The organism is Pseudomonas sp. SW-3, from assembly GCF_016615645.1.
In the GTDB taxonomy this organism is placed as follows: domain Bacteria; phylum Pseudomonadota; class Gammaproteobacteria; order Pseudomonadales; family Pseudomonadaceae; genus Aquipseudomonas; species Aquipseudomonas mandelii.
The window spans coordinates 446,022-462,219 of the sequence record NZ_CP067098.1; the positions used below are offsets into that span (position 1 = coordinate 446,022).

The 16,198-nt window shown below is 60.1% G+C and carries 11 protein-coding genes; all 11 read left to right on the forward strand.

From position 1 onward, the window contains the following. Positions 1-175: 175 nt before the first annotated feature. The 11 genes from JIO00_RS02005 to hemE all read left to right on the forward strand — a co-directional run bounded on the left by JIO00_RS02005 (position 176) and on the right by hemE (position 16,026). On the forward strand, positions 176-1,240 hold the full coding sequence (locus JIO00_RS02005; RefSeq protein WP_010464432.1) for a pilus assembly protein PilM: 1,065 nt from the start codon (positions 176-178) through the stop codon (positions 1,238-1,240). Then, the gene (locus tag JIO00_RS02010) at positions 1,240-1,806 is read left to right on the forward strand and encodes a PilN domain-containing protein (RefSeq protein ID WP_010464430.1); all 567 of its coding nucleotides are present in this window, start codon (positions 1,240-1,242) and stop codon (positions 1,804-1,806) included. Before JIO00_RS02005 ends, JIO00_RS02010 begins: the two co-directional genes overlap by 1 nt. Continuing rightward, positions 1,803-2,426, forward strand: a complete 624-nt coding sequence (gene pilO, locus JIO00_RS02015) for a type 4a pilus biogenesis protein PilO (protein ID WP_010464427.1) — start codon at positions 1,803-1,805, stop codon at positions 2,424-2,426. Before JIO00_RS02010 ends, pilO begins: the two co-directional genes overlap by 4 nt. Continuing rightward, positions 2,423-2,950 carry a pilus assembly protein PilP gene (locus JIO00_RS02020; RefSeq protein WP_010464425.1) on the forward strand — a complete coding sequence of 176 codons (528 nt, stop codon included), beginning with the start codon at positions 2,423-2,425 and terminating at the stop codon, positions 2,948-2,950. Before pilO ends, JIO00_RS02020 begins: the two co-directional genes overlap by 4 nt. Positions 2,951-2,963: 13 nt before the next feature. Then, on the forward strand, positions 2,964-5,045 hold the full coding sequence (gene pilQ, locus JIO00_RS02025) for a type IV pilus secretin PilQ (RefSeq protein WP_042932443.1): 2,082 nt from the start codon (positions 2,964-2,966) through the stop codon (positions 5,043-5,045). A 4-nt stretch (positions 5,046-5,049) separates the two neighbouring features. Next, complete coding sequence (gene aroK / locus JIO00_RS02030) at positions 5,050-5,568, forward strand: shikimate kinase AroK (protein ID WP_010464421.1); 519 nt, start codon at positions 5,050-5,052, stop codon at positions 5,566-5,568. A gap of 151 nt (positions 5,569-5,719) precedes the next feature. Continuing rightward, positions 5,720-6,820, forward strand: a complete 1,101-nt coding sequence (gene aroB / locus JIO00_RS02035) for a 3-dehydroquinate synthase (protein ID WP_102593630.1) — start codon at positions 5,720-5,722, stop codon at positions 6,818-6,820. A 10-nt stretch (positions 6,821-6,830) separates the two neighbouring features. Further along, positions 6,831-8,429, forward strand: coding sequence for an SPOR domain-containing protein (locus JIO00_RS02040; protein ID WP_077747615.1), 1,599 nt, complete (start codon positions 6,831-6,833; stop codon positions 8,427-8,429). Positions 8,430-8,780: 351 nt separating this feature from the next. Next, positions 8,781-13,226 carry a glutamate synthase large subunit gene (gltB, locus tag JIO00_RS02045; RefSeq protein ID WP_077747616.1) on the forward strand — a complete coding sequence of 1,482 codons (4,446 nt, stop codon included), beginning with the start codon at positions 8,781-8,783 and terminating at the stop codon, positions 13,224-13,226. 126 nt (positions 13,227-13,352) lie between these two features. Beyond that, entirely contained in the window at positions 13,353-14,771 is a 1,419-nt protein-coding gene (locus tag JIO00_RS02050; protein ID WP_010464413.1) for an FAD-dependent oxidoreductase, read from the forward strand. A gap of 187 nt (positions 14,772-14,958) precedes the next feature. Continuing rightward, a complete protein-coding gene (hemE, locus tag JIO00_RS02055) occupies positions 14,959-16,026 on the forward strand; it encodes a uroporphyrinogen decarboxylase (protein WP_010464411.1) in 1,068 nt (355 codons plus the stop codon). Positions 16,027-16,198: the final 172 nt, after the last annotated feature.

The following is a 16,198-nucleotide window of genomic DNA, read 5'->3' on the forward strand; positions in this document are numbered from 1 at the left end:
AGGGTTCAGATAACAGGGAACGACCCGCGCTTGCAGTAAAAACCGGAAAAAATCGCTGGGCATTATAAGCATTTTTCCGTCGAGGGCGTCATTTGCGCTGCTGTCAAGACGGGTGGTTTGAACGCAATGGGTATTACAGAGTCCGTAAGACACGGATAGTCATAGGGAATTGGTAGTGCTAGGACTCTTCAATAAAAAAGCCAATACGCTTCTGGGCATCGACATCAGCTCCACGTCGGTGAAGTTGCTTGAGCTAAGTCGCCAGGGTGAGCGTTATCGGGTCGAGGCCTATGCGGTCGAGCCCTTGCCTACCAACGCAGTGGTCGAAAAAAATATCGCCGAGCTCGAAGGCGTGGGCCAGGCACTCGCGCGCGTGCTGCTCAAGGCCAAAACCAACCTCAGGAATGTCGCCGTGGCCGTCGCCGGTTCGGCAGTCATCACCAAAACCATCGAGATGGACGCAGGTCTTTCCGACGACGAGATGGAAAACCAGCTGAAGATCGAGGCCGATCAGTACATCCCCTATCCATTGGATGAAGTCGCCATCGACTTCGAAGTCCAGGGCGTGTCGGTGCGTAACCCCGAACGGGTCAATGTGCTGCTGGCGGCCTGTCGCAAGGAAAACGTGGAGGTGCGTGAAGCTGCCCTGGCGCTGGCCGGCCTGACCGCGCGAGTGGTGGATGTCGAGGCCTATGCGCTGGAGCGGTCGTTCTCCTTGCTGGCGGGGCAACTGGCGGTCTCTCAGGAGGGGTTGACCGTGGCGGTGGTCGACATCGGTGCGACCATGACCACCCTGAGCGTGCTGTACAACGGGCGGATCATCTACACCCGGGAACAATTGTTCGGTGGTCGTCAGCTCACGGAGGAAATCCAGCGTCGTTATGGCCTGACCGTCGAACAGGCGGGGCTGGCGAAGAAGCAGGGCGGGTTGCCGGATGACTACGTCAGCGAAGTCTTGCAACCGTTTCGCGATGCGCTGGTGCAGCAGGTTTTCCGGTCGTTGCAGTTCTTCTTCGCATCCGGTCAGTACAACGCGGTCGATCACATCCTGCTGGCTGGCGGTACCGCGTCGGTCCCGGGGCTTGATCGCCTGATCGAGCAGCGGTTGGGCACGCCAACCCAGGTGGCCAATCCGTTCTCCGACATGGCATTGAGCAGTAAGGTCAACGCCGGGGCCCTGGCGAGCGATGCGCCAGCACTGATGATCGCTTGCGGGCTCGCCCTCAGGAGTTTCGACTGATGGCACGGATCAATCTTTTACCCTGGCGCGAAGAGCTGCGTGAAGAGCGCCGCAAGCGCTTTTTGCTGGCACTGGTCGGCGTATTGGTGTGCTCGGTGGGCGCGATTTTTATCGCGGACCAGGTCATCAGCAGCGCCATTGACCGACAAGTGGCCCGTAACGAATACATCGGCAAACAGATTGCCGTGGTCGACGAGCGTATCAAGCAGATCAGCGACCTGAAGTCCCGTCGCCAGCAGCTCGTCGAGCGCATGCGCATCATTCAGGACCTGCAAGGTAACCGTCCGATCAGTGGACGGATTTTCGACCAGTTGGCGCGTACCCTGCCTGACGGGGTGTATTTCACCGAAGTGAAAATGGCCGGAAAAACCCTGTCCATTACCGGTGCAGCGGAATCGAACAATCGTGTTTCGGACCTGATGCGCAATCTGGATGCGTCCGACTGGTTCGATGCGCCGAGTCTCACGGAAGTCAAAGCCACCACCGCCGGTCAGCTGGATCAGGCCAACGTCTTTCAGTTGACCGTCCGTCAGACTCAGCCCGCCGTTGTGGAGGCTGGCAAATGAGCCCCTCGGAATGGTTCGAAAGCCTGCGCAAGATCGACATCAACGATCTGGACACCAACAACATGGGTTCCTGGCCGCCAGCGATCAAGGCCCTGGCGGGCGTCTTGCTCATGGTTCTGGTGTTGACCCTCGGCTACACCTTTTACATCAGCGATCAGGAAGATCACCTCGGACTCAAGCGTGAAGAGGAGTCGACCCTCAAGGAGCAATTCGCGAACAAGGCGCACATGGCGGCAAACCTGGAGCTGTATACCCAGCAGATGAAAGAGATGGAGAACTCTTTTGGCGTGTTGCTGCGGCAATTGCCCAGCGATACCGAGGTGCCCGGGCTGCTGGAGGACATCACCCGCACCGGCCTCGGTAGCGGGCTGGAGTTCGAAGAGATCAAGCTGTTGCCGGAGGTTGCCCAGCAGTTCTACATCGAACTGCCGATCCAGATCACCGTGACGGGTGCCTATCACGACCTGGCGACGTTCGTCAGTGGCGTGGCCGGGTTGCCGCGGATCGTTACGCTGCATGATTTCGACCTTGCGCCAGCCGACCCCGAGGGCGGGCCGAAACTACGCATGAGCATCCTTGCCAAGACCTATCGCTACAACGACAAGGGGTTGCAGAAATGAACCCGATTCGTTGCGTGTCGATGGTTGTGTTGCTCGCCGGCCTGGCCGGTTGCGGCAACGGCAATGACGTCGGCGACCTCGACGCCTTCATGAATGAAGTCCGTCTGCGGCCGCCGGGCAAAATTGAACCAACGCCGACATTCCGGTCTTACCCAACGTTCACCTATAACGCTGCCAACCTGCGCAGCCCGTTTTCTCGGCAGGTCAGGGTCGATCTGGCGGGGCAGAAGCGCGGCTCGCGCAACGTCAAACCCGACCCCAACCGGGCCAGGCAATACCTCGAAGGTTTCAACATCGAGCAGTTTGAAATGGTCGGCACGATCTCCAATGCCACCGGCTCCTTTGCGCTGTTGCGCGGGGCAGGCGGGGTGCATCGGCTGAAAGTCGGCGATTACCTGGGGCGTAACGATGGACGGATCGTCGCCATCAGCGGCTCGCAAGTCGATGTGGTCGAAATCGTTCCCGACGGCGAAGGCGCCTGGCTGGAACGGCCACGAACCATCCCTTTGAAAGAGCACTCATAGTGGAACTCGAATAATGAACAGGATTTTCTCAACCCTCGGTATCTCGCTATGGATAGCGTTGCTGTCGCCGATGGTACAAGCGGCCAACCTCAAAGCGCTGGATGTTGCTGCGCTGCCGGGTGATCGTGTCGAGTTGAAGTTGTCTTTCGATGGCCCGCCCCCACAACCTCACGGTTATACGACCGAGTCGCCGGCACGAATCGCGCTGGATCTGCCCGGGGTGGTCAATCAGCTTTCGAGCAAGAGTCGTGAGCTGGGTGGTGGCAATGCCCGTAGCGCGACGGTGGTGGAAGCCAAGGACCGGACGCGGCTAATCATCAATCTGACCCAGTTGACCCCGTACAGCGCCCGTGTCGACGGCAACAACCTGATTGTGGTGGTCGGGCAAGGCGCCAATAACAAAACGCCTCGGCCGACTACCCGCGCGCCTCGCGCCGCGACTGCAATGCCCGCCCCGACGAAAGCCTATGCGCCCGTGGGCAAAGCCATTCGCGGTGTGGATTTCCAGCGCGGTACGCAGGGTGAAGGCAATGTAGTGATTGATCTGTCGGATCCGTCCATCGCCCCGGACATCCAGGAGCGCGACGGAAAGATCATCCTGGGATTCGCCAAAACCCAATTGCCAGAACCGTTGCGCGTGCGCCTGGACGTCAAGGATTTCGCCACCCCGGTGCAGTTCGTCAATGCCAGCGCCACGGGGGATCGGGCCACGATCAGTATCGAGCCTAGTGGAGCCTTCGATTATTCGACCTACCAGACCGACAACAAGCTGACGGTCAGCATTCGGCCAATGACCGTCGACGACCTGCAAAAGCGCAACGCCGAACGTTTTGCCTATACCGGTGAAAAACTCTCGCTGAATTTCCAGGACATCGATGTGCGTTCGGTGCTGCAACTGATCGCTGATTTCACCAACCTCAATCTGGTGGCCAGCGACACGGTGCAGGGCGGCATCACCTTGCGTTTGCAGAACGTGCCGTGGGACCAGGCGCTGGACCTGGTGCTGAAAACCAAAGGCCTGGACAAGCGCAAGATCGGTAACGTCCTGCTGGTGGCGCCGGCCGATGAAATCGCCGCGCGTGAACGTCAGGAACTGGAATCGCAGAAGCAGATTTCCGAGCTCGCGCCTTTGCGTCGCGAATTGCTGCAGGTCAACTACGCCAAGGCCGCCGACATCGCCAAGCTGTTCACGTCGGTGACCAGTGCCGAAGCGAAAATCGACGAGCGGGGTTCGATCACAGTTGATGAACGGACCAACAACATCATTGCCTACCAGACCCAGGACCGACTCGACGAACTTCGTCGCATCGTCGCGCAACTAGATATCCCGGTGCGTCAGGTGATGATCGAGGCTCGAATCGTCGAAGCCAACGTCGACTACGACAAAAGCCTCGGCGTGCGCTGGGGCGGTTCGGTGCAGAACAAGGGCAACTGGAACACATCCGGCGTCAGCAATGGCTCGTCGACCACTATTGGTACTCCGGGCAGCACCAGCACCAACTCGCCGTTTGTCGACCTGGGCGCTGCGGGCAACACCTCGGGGATCGGCATCGCCTTCATCACCGATAACGTGTTGCTGGACCTGGAGCTGACCGCAATGGAGAAGACCGGTAACGGCGAAATCGTCTCACAACCCAAGGTGGTCACGTCCGACAAGGAGACCGCGAAAATTCTCAAGGGCACCGAGATTCCCTATCAGGAAGCCAGTTCCAGCGGTGCCACGTCGGTGTCGTTCAAGGAAGCGTCGCTGTCCCTTGAGGTCACGCCGCAGATCACCCCAGACAACCGGATCATCATGGAGGTCAAGGTGACCAAGGATGAGCCGGACTACCTGAACAAGGTCCAGGATGTACCCCCGATCAAGAAAAACGAGGTCAATGCCAAGGTCCTGGTCAATGATGGCGAGACCATCGTGATTGGTGGGGTTTTCTCAAATACTCAGAGCAAGGTTGTAGATAAGGTGCCATTTCTCGGTGATGTGCCGTATCTTGGCCGCCTTTTCCGGCGTGATGTGGTTTCGGAGAAAAAATCCGAGCTGCTGGTATTTCTCACTCCGCGTATCATGAATAACCAGGCGATTGCTGTGAGTCATTGATTCTGTGCGAAATTTGATTCTTGTTGGACCGATGGGGGCTGGAAAAAGCACCATCGGCCGGTTGCTGGCCAAAGAGCTGCGCCTGCCGTTCAAAGATTCCGATAAGGAAATTGAATTGCGCACGGGCGCCAATATCCCGTGGATTTTCGATAAAGAAGGCGAACCGGGCTTTCGTGACCGCGAGCAGGCGATGATTGCCGAGCTGTGCGGCTGCGATGGCGTGGTGTTGGCGACCGGTGGCGGCGCGGTGATGCGCGAAGCCAATCGTCGGGCGTTGCACGCCGGCGGTCGGGTGGTCTATCTGCATGCCTCTGTCGAGCAGCAGGTCGGCCGCACGTCCCGCGATCGCAATCGCCCCTTGTTGCGCACCGCTGATCCGGCCAAGACCCTGCGGGATCTGCTGGCGATCCGCGACCCGCTGTATCGGGAAATCGCTGACCTGGTGGTTGAAACCGATGAGCGGCCGCCGCGAATGGTCGTGCTCGATATTCTCGAACGCTTGCAGCAACTACCTCCCCGTTAAAGCGAGGCGCGAAATGCGCTATCCTCGGCGTCCTGTCACGACTGCTCATGGTTGTGGCGGATGGCTACCGAACGGCGTCACACCAGCAGACGCCGTGGACATTCGTTAATTCAAGGCAGGACGCCTGATTCCATCTTCACTGTGGGGACACATGCAGACACTCAAGGTCGATCTAGGCGAGCGCAGCTACCCGATTCATATTGGCGAAGGTTTGTTGGATCAGCCGGAACTGCTGGCACCGCACATCCGCGGACGGCAAGTGGCGATCATCTCAAACGAGACCGTTGCGCCGCTCTATCTCGAACGTCTGACCCGCAGCCTCGCGCAGTTCTCGGTGATTTCCGTGGTGCTGCCCGACGGCGAAGCCTTCAAGACCTGGGAAACCCTGCAACTGATTTTCGACGGCCTGCTGACTGCACGCCACGACCGCCGTACCACGGTGATCGCCCTCGGTGGCGGTGTGATTGGTGACATGGCCGGTTTCGCGGCTGCCTGCTATCAGCGCGGTGTCGATTTCATCCAGGTCCCGACCACGTTGCTGTCGCAAGTCGACTCCTCGGTGGGCGGCAAAACCGGGATCAACCATCCGCTGGGCAAGAACATGGTCGGCGCGTTCTATCAGCCGAACGTCGTGCTGATCGATACCGCGACCCTCAACACCCTGCCGGCCCGCGAACTCTCTGCGGGGCTGGCGGAAGTCATCAAGTACGGGCTGATCTGCGACGAGCCATTCCTGACCTGGCTCGAAGAAAACGTCGATCGCCTGCGCGCCCTGGACCAGGTCGCCCTGACGTATGCCATCGAGCGTTCCTGCGCCGCCAAGGCTGAAGTGGTCGGTGCCGACGAGAAGGAAACCGGTGTTCGTGCCACGTTGAACCTGGGCCACACCTTCGGCCACGCTATCGAAACCCATATGGGCTATGGTGTCTGGCTTCATGGTGAAGCCGTCGCTGCTGGCACCGTAATGGCTTTGGAAATGTCCGCGCGATTGGGCTGGATCAGCGAGCAAGAACGCGATCGCGGCATTCGCCTGTTTCAGCGTGCCGGCCTGCCGGTCATCCCGCCTGAAGAGATGACTGAAGCCGATTTTCTAGAACACATGGCAATTGACAAGAAAGTGATCGACGGTCGTTTACGCCTGGTGCTGCTGCGCCACATGGGCGAAGCGGTGGTGACCGACGATTATCCGAAAGAAGTTTTACAGGCCACGCTGGGAGCGGATTACCGCGCCCTGGCTCAGCTTAAAGGTTAATAAGATCCCGATGACTAGTTTGCATGCCGACGAGGCTTTCCTCGGCCATTACCAGTTGAGTCATGACCCTTTTGCTCCACGGGTGCCTGGCTTCAAATTCTTCCCGGCCCAGCGCAAACCGGTGCTGGGGCAGCTGCATCATCTGGCGCGCTATAGCCAGTTGCTGCTGGTGGTCACCGGCCCGCAGGGCAGCGGCAAGACCCTGTTGCGCCAGGCCCTGGTGGCCAGCACCAACAAGCAATCGGTGCAAAGCGTGGTGGTTTCCGCCCGTGGCGCTGGCGATGCGGCCGGCGTGCTGCACCAGGTGGCCCAGGCGCTGAACGTTGCCCAGGCGGAGGTCAATGCGATTCTGTCGCAGGTCGTGCAGCTGGCGCTGACCGGGCAGGAAGTCTATTTACTGGTCGATGACGCCGAGCAGCTCGACGAATCCGCGCTGGAGGCCTTGCTGGCCCTGGCTGCTGGTGCGCCGGAAGGTCGTCCGCATGTGTTCCTGTTCGGTGAGTCGTCGCTGATTGCGCAACTGGACGCGCTGAGCCTCGAGGAAGAACGCTTCCACGTCATCGAGTTGCAGCCTTACACCGAAGAAGAAACCCGCGAATACCTGGACCAGCGGCTCGAAGGCGCCGGCCGGGGTATCGAACTTTTTACCGCAGATCAGATCTCTGATATTCACGAAAGCTCCGACGGCTGGCCTGGCAACATCAACCAGGTTGCCCGCGATGCAATGATCGAAGCCATGATTGCCAGCCGCTCAGCGGTCAAGCGTCCAAGTATGGGGTTCAACATGCCGAAGAAACACGTATTGGCGATTTCCGCCGTCGTCGTGGTCGCGGTAGCCGCCGCCTGGTTGATGCCGGGCCGCAGCAAAGCACCGACCACCGGCGCGCCGGCCAACGAACAGGCGCAACTGCCGCTCGGCCAGGGCACGCCACAACCTAATAGCGGCGGAGCACCTTCCGTCGAATTCGCCGGTAATTCGCAGCCGATGCCATTGCCGCTGGTCGGCAATTCGCAACCGGTCATGCGCGGTCCGCTGGCCGAAGCCGCCGGTGGCATCACCGAAGGCGACGACGGTGTGCCGGTCGAAGGTTCCAGCGCTACACCGCCAACCGTGACCACCACTGCGCCGCCGGCGGGCATCCAGCCTGGCCCTGCGCCGACGCCTGCCGCCAAACCGGTGCCTGCGCCGACTCAGGTTGCGACCGCCAAGCCAGTCCCGACTGCGCCAGCCGTGAAGCCGGCCCCAGCGCCAGCCAAGCCAGCCGCCGTGGCCACCGCCAAGCCTGTCGAGAAGCCAGCCGCCGCTCCTGCGAAAGGCGCTGGTGGCACCTGGTACGCCGGGCAGCCTACCAGCAACTATGTGGTGCAGATCCTCGGCACCAGCTCCGAAGCGACCGCGCAAAACTTCGTGAAAGAGCAGGGCGGCGAGTACCGTTACTTCAAGAAAGTCCTCAACGGCAAGCCGCTTTACGTCATCACCTACGGTAACTTCGCCAACCGCGATGCAGCCCTGACCGCCATCAAGGCCTTGCCAGCGAAGGTTCAGGCTGGTAAACCTTGGCCTCGCACTGTCGCCAGCGTCCAACAGGAACTGGCAACAACTCGCTGAAGATTCGGCGGCCTTACCCAGGCCGCCTCTCCAAGCACCTCAAAATTTCTACAAGTGCATGCCGCCTCTACAGACCGCGTGCCTTGTGGTGTCTGCGTCACAGTAGTCTTTGAGTCGTTGCGGTCAAAATTAAAAAAGTTTTGACTAGCACAGCAGATCGCTTTAAACCTTTCACAAATGCGACATAGATTTGCGACAGTTCGTCGTCAAATTTGTGAGCCTCTGTGTCGCTGTGTACAATGACCACCCTTTTGCCCCCGCTAAAGCCGGCGAACGTTCGGCGCGGAACGCAAGTGGTTGAATTGAAAAGAAATTTGCCTCGAAAAGAGGCAGCCTGGTGAGAAAGTGTCTATGAAAGCAGGTCTGTACCAACCAGATGAATTCAAGGATAACTGCGGTTTCGGCCTGATAGCCCATATGCAGGGCGAGCCCAGTCATACCCTTTTGCAAACGGCCATCGAGGCCCTGACCTGCATGACCCACCGCGGTGGGATCAACGCCGACGGCAAGACCGGTGACGGTTGCGGTCTGCTGATTCAAAAGCCGGACGTGTTCCTGCGAGCCATCGCCCAGGAAACCTTCGGCGTCGAACTGCCCAAGCAATATGCCGTGGGCATGGTCTTCTTCAACCAGGACCCGGTCAAAGCCGAAGCCGCTCGCGAGAACATGAACCGCGAGATTCTGGCCGCTGGCCTGCAGCTTATCGGCTGGCGCAAAGTGCCGATCGATACCAGCGTCCTCGGCCGTCTGGCCCTGGAGCGCCTGCCGCAGATCGAACAGGTGTACATCGGCGGTGAAGGCCTGAGCGACCAGGACATGGCGATCAAGCTGTTCACCTCCCGTCGTCGCTCGTCCGTGGCCAACGCTGCCGATGCCGATCACTACATCTGCAGCTTTTCGCACAAGACCATCATTTATAAAGGCCTGATGATGCCGGCGGATTTGACCGCCTTCTATCCAGACCTCAGCGATCAGCGCCTGCAAACCTCGATTTGTGTGTTCCACCAGCGCTTCTCGACCAACACCCTGCCGAAATGGCCGTTGGCGCAGCCGTTCCGCTTCCTCGCCCACAACGGCGAGATCAACACCATCACCGGCAACCGTAACTGGGCCGTGGCCCGTCGCACCAAGTTCACCAACGATCTGATGGACCTGGAAGAGCTCGGCCCGCTGGTCAACCGTGTCGGTTCCGACTCCTCCAGCATGGACAACATGCTCGAGCTGATGGTCACTGGTGGCATCGACCTGTTCCGTGGCGTGCGGATGATCATTCCGCCTGCGTGGCAGAACGTCGAAACCATGGACCCGGATCTGCGGGCGTTCTACGAATACAACTCGATGCACATGGAACCTTGGGACGGCCCGGCCGGCGTGGTAATGACCGATGGTCGTTACGCGGTGTGCCTGCTCGACCGTAACGGTCTGCGTCCGGCGCGTTGGGTCACCACCAAGAACGGTTTCATCACCCTGGCCTCGGAAATCGGCGTCTGGAACTACCAGCCTGAAGACGTGATCGCCAAGGGACGTGTGGGCCCGGGCCAGATCTTCGCCGTGGACACCGAAACCGGTCAGATCCTCGACACCGATGCCATCGACAACCGCTTGAAGTCCCGTCATCCGTACAAGCAATGGCTGCGCAAGAATGCCCTGCGCATCCAGGCGACCATGGAAGACAACGACCACGGTTCGGCTTTCTACGATGTCGACCAGCTCAAGCAATACATGAAGATGTACCAGGTCACGTTCGAAGAGCGCGACCAGGTATTGCGTCCGCTCGGCGAGCAGGGCTACGAAGCTGTCGGCTCGATGGGCGACGATACGCCAATGGCCGTGCTGTCCCAGCGCGTGCGCACGCCGTACGACTATTTCCGCCAGCAGTTCGCGCAGGTCACCAACCCGCCGATCGACCCGTTGCGTGAAGCCATCGTCATGTCGCTGGAGATCTGCCTCGGTGCCGAGCGCAACATCTTCCAGGAGTCGCCGGAACACGCCTCGCGCGTGATCCTAAGCTCGCCGGTCATTTCGCCGGCCAAGTGGCGTTCGCTGATGAACCTGGATCGTCCGGGCTTCGAGCGCGCGATTATCGACCTCAACTACGACGAAAGCGTCGGCCTCGAAGCGGCCATCCGCAACGTCGCCGATCAGGCTGAAGAAGCCGTGCGCTCCGGCCGCACCCAGGTCGTGCTGAGTGACCGCCACATTGCCCCGGGCAAGTTGCCGATCCACGCTTCGCTCGCCACCGGCGCGGTGCACCACCGCCTGACCGAGAAAGGCCTGCGTTGCGACTCCAACATCCTCGTGGAAACCGCCACCGCTCGTGACCCGCATCACTTTGCGGTGTTGATCGGTTTCGGCGCCTCGGCGGTCTATCCGTTCCTGGCCTACGAAGTGCTGGGCGACCTGATCCGTACCGGTGAAGTGCTGGGCGACCTCTATGAGGTGTTCAAGAACTACCGCAAAGGCATCACCAAAGGTCTGTTGAAGATCCTGTCGAAGATGGGTATCTCGACCATTACGTCGTACCGCGGTGCGCAGTTGTTCGAAGCCATCGGCCTGTCTGAAGAAGTCTGTGAGCTGAGCTTCCGTGGCGTACCGAGCCGCATCAAGGGTGCGCGTTTCGTCGACATCGAAGCCGAGCAGAAAGCCCTGGCGGCCGAAGCCTGGAGCCCGCGCAAGCCGATCCAGCAGGGCGGTCTGCTGAAGTTCGTCCACGGTGGCGAATATCACGCGTACAACCCGGACGTGGTCAATACTCTGCAAGCCGCTGTGCAGCAGGGCGACTACAGCAAGTTCAAGGAATACACGGCGCTGGTGGATAACCGTCCGGTGTCGATGATCCGCGATCTGTTCAAGGTGAAGACCCTGGACACGCCGCTGGACATCAGCGAGATCGAACCGCTGGAATCGGTGCTCAAGCGCTTCGACTCTGCGGGCATCTCGTTGGGCGCATTGTCGCCAGAAGCCCACGAAGCCCTGGCCGAAGCCATGAACCGCCTCGGTGCGCGTTCCAACTCCGGCGAAGGCGGCGAAGACCCGGCGCGTTACGGCACCATCAAAAGCTCGAAAATCAAGCAAGTCGCGACTGGCCGTTTTGGTGTAACCCCGGAATACCTGGTCAACGCTGAAGTGCTGCAGATCAAAGTCGCTCAGGGCGCCAAGCCCGGTGAAGGGGGTCAGCTGCCAGGCGGCAAGGTCAACGGTCTGATCGCCAAGCTGCGTTACGCGGTGCCGGGCGTGACCCTGATTTCGCCGCCGCCGCACCACGACATCTATTCGATCGAAGACTTGTCGCAGTTGATTTTCGACCTGAAACAAGTCAACCCGAAGGCCCTGGTCTCGGTGAAGCTCGTTGCAGAAGCGGGCGTCGGCACCATCGCCGCCGGTGTGGCCAAGGCCTACGCGGACTTGATCACCATCTCCGGCTACGACGGCGGCACCGGTGCATCGCCGCTGACGTCGATCAAATACGCCGGTGCTCCGTGGGAGCTCGGCCTGGCCGAAACCCACCAGACCCTGCGTGGCAACGACCTGCGCGGCAAAGTCCGGGTGCAGACCGACGGCGGGCTGAAAACCGGCCTCGACGTGATCAAGGCCGCGATCCTCGGCGCTGAAAGCTTCGGCTTCGGCACCGCGCCAATGATCGCGTTGGGCTGCAAATACCTGCGCATCTGCCACCTGAACAACTGCGCCACCGGCGTTGCCACTCAGAACGAGAAGCTGCGCAAGGATCACTACATCGGGACCGTTGACATGGTGGTGAATTTCTTCACCTACGTCGCCGAAGAAACCCGCGAGTGGCTGGCCAAGCTGGGCGTGCGCTCCCTCGAAGAGCTGATCGGTCGTACCGATTTGCTGGATATCCTCGAAGGCCAGACCGCCAAGCAGCAACACCTGGACCTGACCCCGTTGCTCGGCAGCGATCACATCCCGGCAGACAAGCCCCAATTCTGCCAGGTCGACCGCAACCCGCCGTTCGACAAGGGCCTGCTGGCCGAGAAAATGGTCGACATGGCCACCTCGGCCATCAACGACATGAGCGGCGCTGATTTCGCCCTGGATATCTGCAACTGCGACCGTTCGATCGGCGCGCGGATCTCCGGTGAAATCGCCCGCAAACACGGCAACCAAGGCATGGCGAACGCGCCGATCACCTTCCGCTTCAAAGGGACGGCCGGTCAGAGCTTCGGCGTGTGGAACGCCGGCGGCCTGAACATGTACCTGGAAGGCGACGCCAACGACTACGTCGGCAAAGGCATGACTGGCGGCAAGCTGGTTATCGTTCCGCCGAAGGGCAGCGTCTACAAGACTCAGGACAGTGCCATCATCGGCAACACCTGCCTGTACGGCGCCACGGGCGGCAAGTTGTTTGCCGCCGGCACCGCGGGTGAGCGGTTTGCCGTGCGTAACTCCGGTGCTCACACCGTGGTCGAAGGCACGGGCGATCACTGCTGCGAGTACATGACCGGTGGTTTCGTCTGCGTCCTGGGCAAGACCGGCTACAACTTCGGCTCAGGCATGACCGGTGGTTTCGCCTACGTGCTCGACCAGGACAACAGCTTCGTTGACCGGGTCAACCACGAACTGGTGGAAATCCAGCGGATCAGCGGTGAGGCGATGGAAGCCTATCGCAGCCACCTGCAACGCGTGCTGAACGAATACGTCGAGGAAACCGACAGCGAGTGGGGTCGTAACCTCGCTGAAAACCTCGATGACTATTTGCGTCGTTTCTGGCTCGTCAAACCTAAGGCGGCGAGTCTGAAATCTCTGCTCTCAAGTACTCGTGCGAGTCCGCAATAAACGACGCAGCGGCAAGTCGCAAGCTTCAAGCGCCAAGCTTGAAGCTTGCGCGGTGTGGCGGATTAATTTGATTTTCTTGCAGCTTGAAGCTTGTAGCTTGAAGCTGTCGTGTACGAGGTTTTGAAGATGGCCGAACGTCTCAGCAACGACTTCCAATTCATCGATGTCGGGCGCAAAGATCCGAAGAAGAAACTGTTGCGTCAACGCAAGAAAGAGTTCGTGGAGATCTACGAACCCTTCAAACCCCAGCATTCGGCCGATCAGGCCCACCGCTGCCTGGGTTGCGGTAACCCGTATTGCGAATGGAAGTGCCCGGTGCACAACTTCATTCCGAACTGGCTGAAACTGGTGGCCGAGGGCAACATCCTCCAGGCCGCCGAGCTGTCGCACCAGACCAACACCCTGCCGGAAGTCTGCGGCCGGGTGTGCCCGCAGGATCGTCTGTGCGAGGGTGCCTGCACCCTCAACGACGGCTTCGGCGCGGTGACCATTGGTTCGGTCGAGAAGTACATCACCGATACCGCGTTCGCCATGGGCTGGCGCCCGGACATGTCCAAGGTTATACCGACCGGCAAGCGTGTTGCGGTGATCGGTGCGGGCCCGGCAGGTTTGGGTTGTGCCGACGTGCTGGTACGCGGCGGTGTGACCCCGGTGGTGTTCGACAAGAACCCGGAAATCGGCGGTCTGCTGACCTTCGGTATCCCCGAGTTCAAGCTGGAAAAGACCGTGCTGAGCAATCGTCGCGAAGTCTTCACCGGCATGGGCATCGAGTTTCGCCTGAACACCGAAGTGGGCAAGGACGTGACGATCGAGCAGTTGCTCGAAGAGTACGATGCCGTGTTCATGGGCATGGGCACCTACACCTACATGAAGGGCGGCTTTGCCGGTGAGGATCTGCCGGGCGTGCATGACGCGCTCGACTTCCTGATCGCCAACGTCAACCGCAACCTGGGCTTTGAAAAGTCGCCGGAAGATTTCGTCGACATGAAAGGCAAGAAGGTTGTGGTGCTGGGCGGCGGCGACACGGCGATGGACTGCAACCGTACTTCGATCCGCCAGGGCGCCAAGTCGGTGACCTGCGCTTATCGTCGTGACGAAGCGAACATGCCGGGCTCGCGCAAAGAGGTGAAGAACGCCAAGGAAGAAGGGGTGAAATTCCTCTACAACCGCCAGCCGATCGCCATCGTCGGTGAAGACCGCGTCGAAGGCGTGAAGGTGGTCGAGACCCGTCTCGGCGAACCTGACGCCCGTGGCCGTCGCAGCCCCGAGCCGATCCCGGGCTCCGAAGAGATCATCCCGGCCGACGCCGTGGTCATCGCATTTGGTTTCCGTCCGAGCCCGGCGTCGTGGTTCGAGCAGTTCAGCATCCAGACCGACAGCCAGGGCCGCGTGGTGGCCCCGGAACAAGGTCAGTACAAGCACCAGACCAGCAACCCGAAAATCTTCGCCGGTGGCGATATGGTTCGCGGATCTGATCTCGTGGTAACGGCGATCTTCGAAGGCCGTAATGCGGCCGAAGGGATCCTGGATTACTTGGGCGTCTGACGACGCCAGCGACAAGTTTCAAGAGTTTAGCTGCAAGCTCAAAGCCACGGCGCTTGCGGCTTGCAGCTTGAAACTTACCGCTGCATCTGTGCGACAAATTGACCCGATAGACAAAAGGCTGACCTGCAACCGTGCCTTTTGTGTCGAGCTCTGAGAAAATGCCCGCACTTTTTTTCCGGATGCCGACATGACTGCCCTGAAGAACGACCGTTTCCTTCGCGCCCTGCTCAAGCAACCCGTAGACGTCACGCCGGTATGGATGATGCGTCAGGCCGGTCGCTACCTGCCGGAATACCGCGCCAGCCGTGCCAAGGCCGGTGACTTCATGAGCCTGTGCATGAACCCGGAGTTCGCTTGCGAAGTCACGATGCAGCCACTCGACCGCTATCCGCAACTGGACGCGGCGATCCTGTTCTCCGACATCCTCACCATCCCGGACGCCATGGGCCAAGGCCTGTACTTCGAAACCGGCGAAGGTCCACGCTTCAAGAAAGTCGTCAGCACGATGGCCGATATCGAAGCCCTACCGATTCCTGATCCGCACAAAGACCTTGGCTACGTCATGGACGCGGTCAGCACCATCCGCCGCGAACTCAACGGCCGCGTGCCGCTGATCGGCTTCTCCGGCAGCCCGTGGACCCTGGCCACTTACATGGTCGAAGGCGGTTCGTCGAAAGACTTCCGCAAGACCAAGGCCATGCTCTACGACAACCCGCAAGCCATGCACCTGCTGCTGGACAAGCTCGCGCAGTCGGTCACCAGCTACCTCAATGGCCAGATCATGGCCGGCGCGCAAGCGGTGCAGATTTTCGACACCTGGGGCGGTAACCTCTCGGCGGCGGCGTACCAGGAGTTTTCCCTGGCCTACATGCGCAAAATCGTCAGCGGCCTGATCCGCGAACACGAAGGCCGCAAAGTGCCGGTCATCCTGTTCACCAAGAACGGCGGCCTGTGGCTGGAAAGCATCGCCGACGCTGGCGCTGATGCGTTGGGCCTGGACTGGACCTGCGACATTGGCGAAGCCCGCCGACGCGTCGGCAACAAAGTCGCCCTGCAAGGCAACATGGACCCGACTGTGCTGTACGCCAAGCCAGAAGCCATCCGCACCGAAGTCGGTCGGATTCTCGCCAGCTACGGCAAAGGCAGTGGTCATGTGTTCAACCTCGGCCATGGCATCACACCGGAAGTTGATCCGGAACATGCGGGTGCGTTCATGCGCGCGGTACATGAGCTGTCGGCGCAATATCACGAGTGATCGTCGTCCAATAAAAAACGCCCGGCTTATGCCGGGCGTTTTTGTATAGAGATCTCAGGTCACACTCGGCCCCTGTGGGAGCGAGCCTGCTCGCGAAGAGGCCGGCACATCCAACAGTGATGTCTGTTGAAAGACCGCTTTCGCGAGCAGGCTCGCTCCCACACGGAGCGGT

Bases quoted from the DNA above. Each gene is read 5' to 3' on its own strand.
- JIO00_RS02010 (WP_010464430.1), top strand. From the start codon at position 1,240: ATGGCACGGATCAATCTTTTACCCTGGCGCGAAGAGCTGCGTGAAGAG.
- pilO (WP_010464427.1), top strand. From the start codon at position 1,803: ATGAGCCCCTCGGAATGGTTCGAAAGCCTGCGCAAGATCGACATCAAC.
- JIO00_RS02020 (WP_010464425.1), top strand. From the start codon at position 2,423: ATGAACCCGATTCGTTGCGTGTCGATGGTTGTGTTGCTCGCCGGCCTG.
- pilQ (WP_042932443.1), top strand. From the start codon at position 2,964: ATGAACAGGATTTTCTCAACCCTCGGTATCTCGCTATGGATAGCGTTG.
- aroB (WP_102593630.1), top strand. From the start codon at position 5,720: ATGCAGACACTCAAGGTCGATCTAGGCGAGCGCAGCTACCCGATTCAT.
- JIO00_RS02040 (WP_077747615.1), top strand. From the start codon at position 6,831: ATGACTAGTTTGCATGCCGACGAGGCTTTCCTCGGCCATTACCAGTTG.
- gltB (WP_077747616.1), top strand. From the start codon at position 8,781: ATGAAAGCAGGTCTGTACCAACCAGATGAATTCAAGGATAACTGCGGT.
- JIO00_RS02050 (WP_010464413.1), top strand. From the start codon at position 13,353: ATGGCCGAACGTCTCAGCAACGACTTCCAATTCATCGATGTCGGGCGC.
- hemE (WP_010464411.1), top strand. From the start codon at position 14,959: ATGACTGCCCTGAAGAACGACCGTTTCCTTCGCGCCCTGCTCAAGCAA.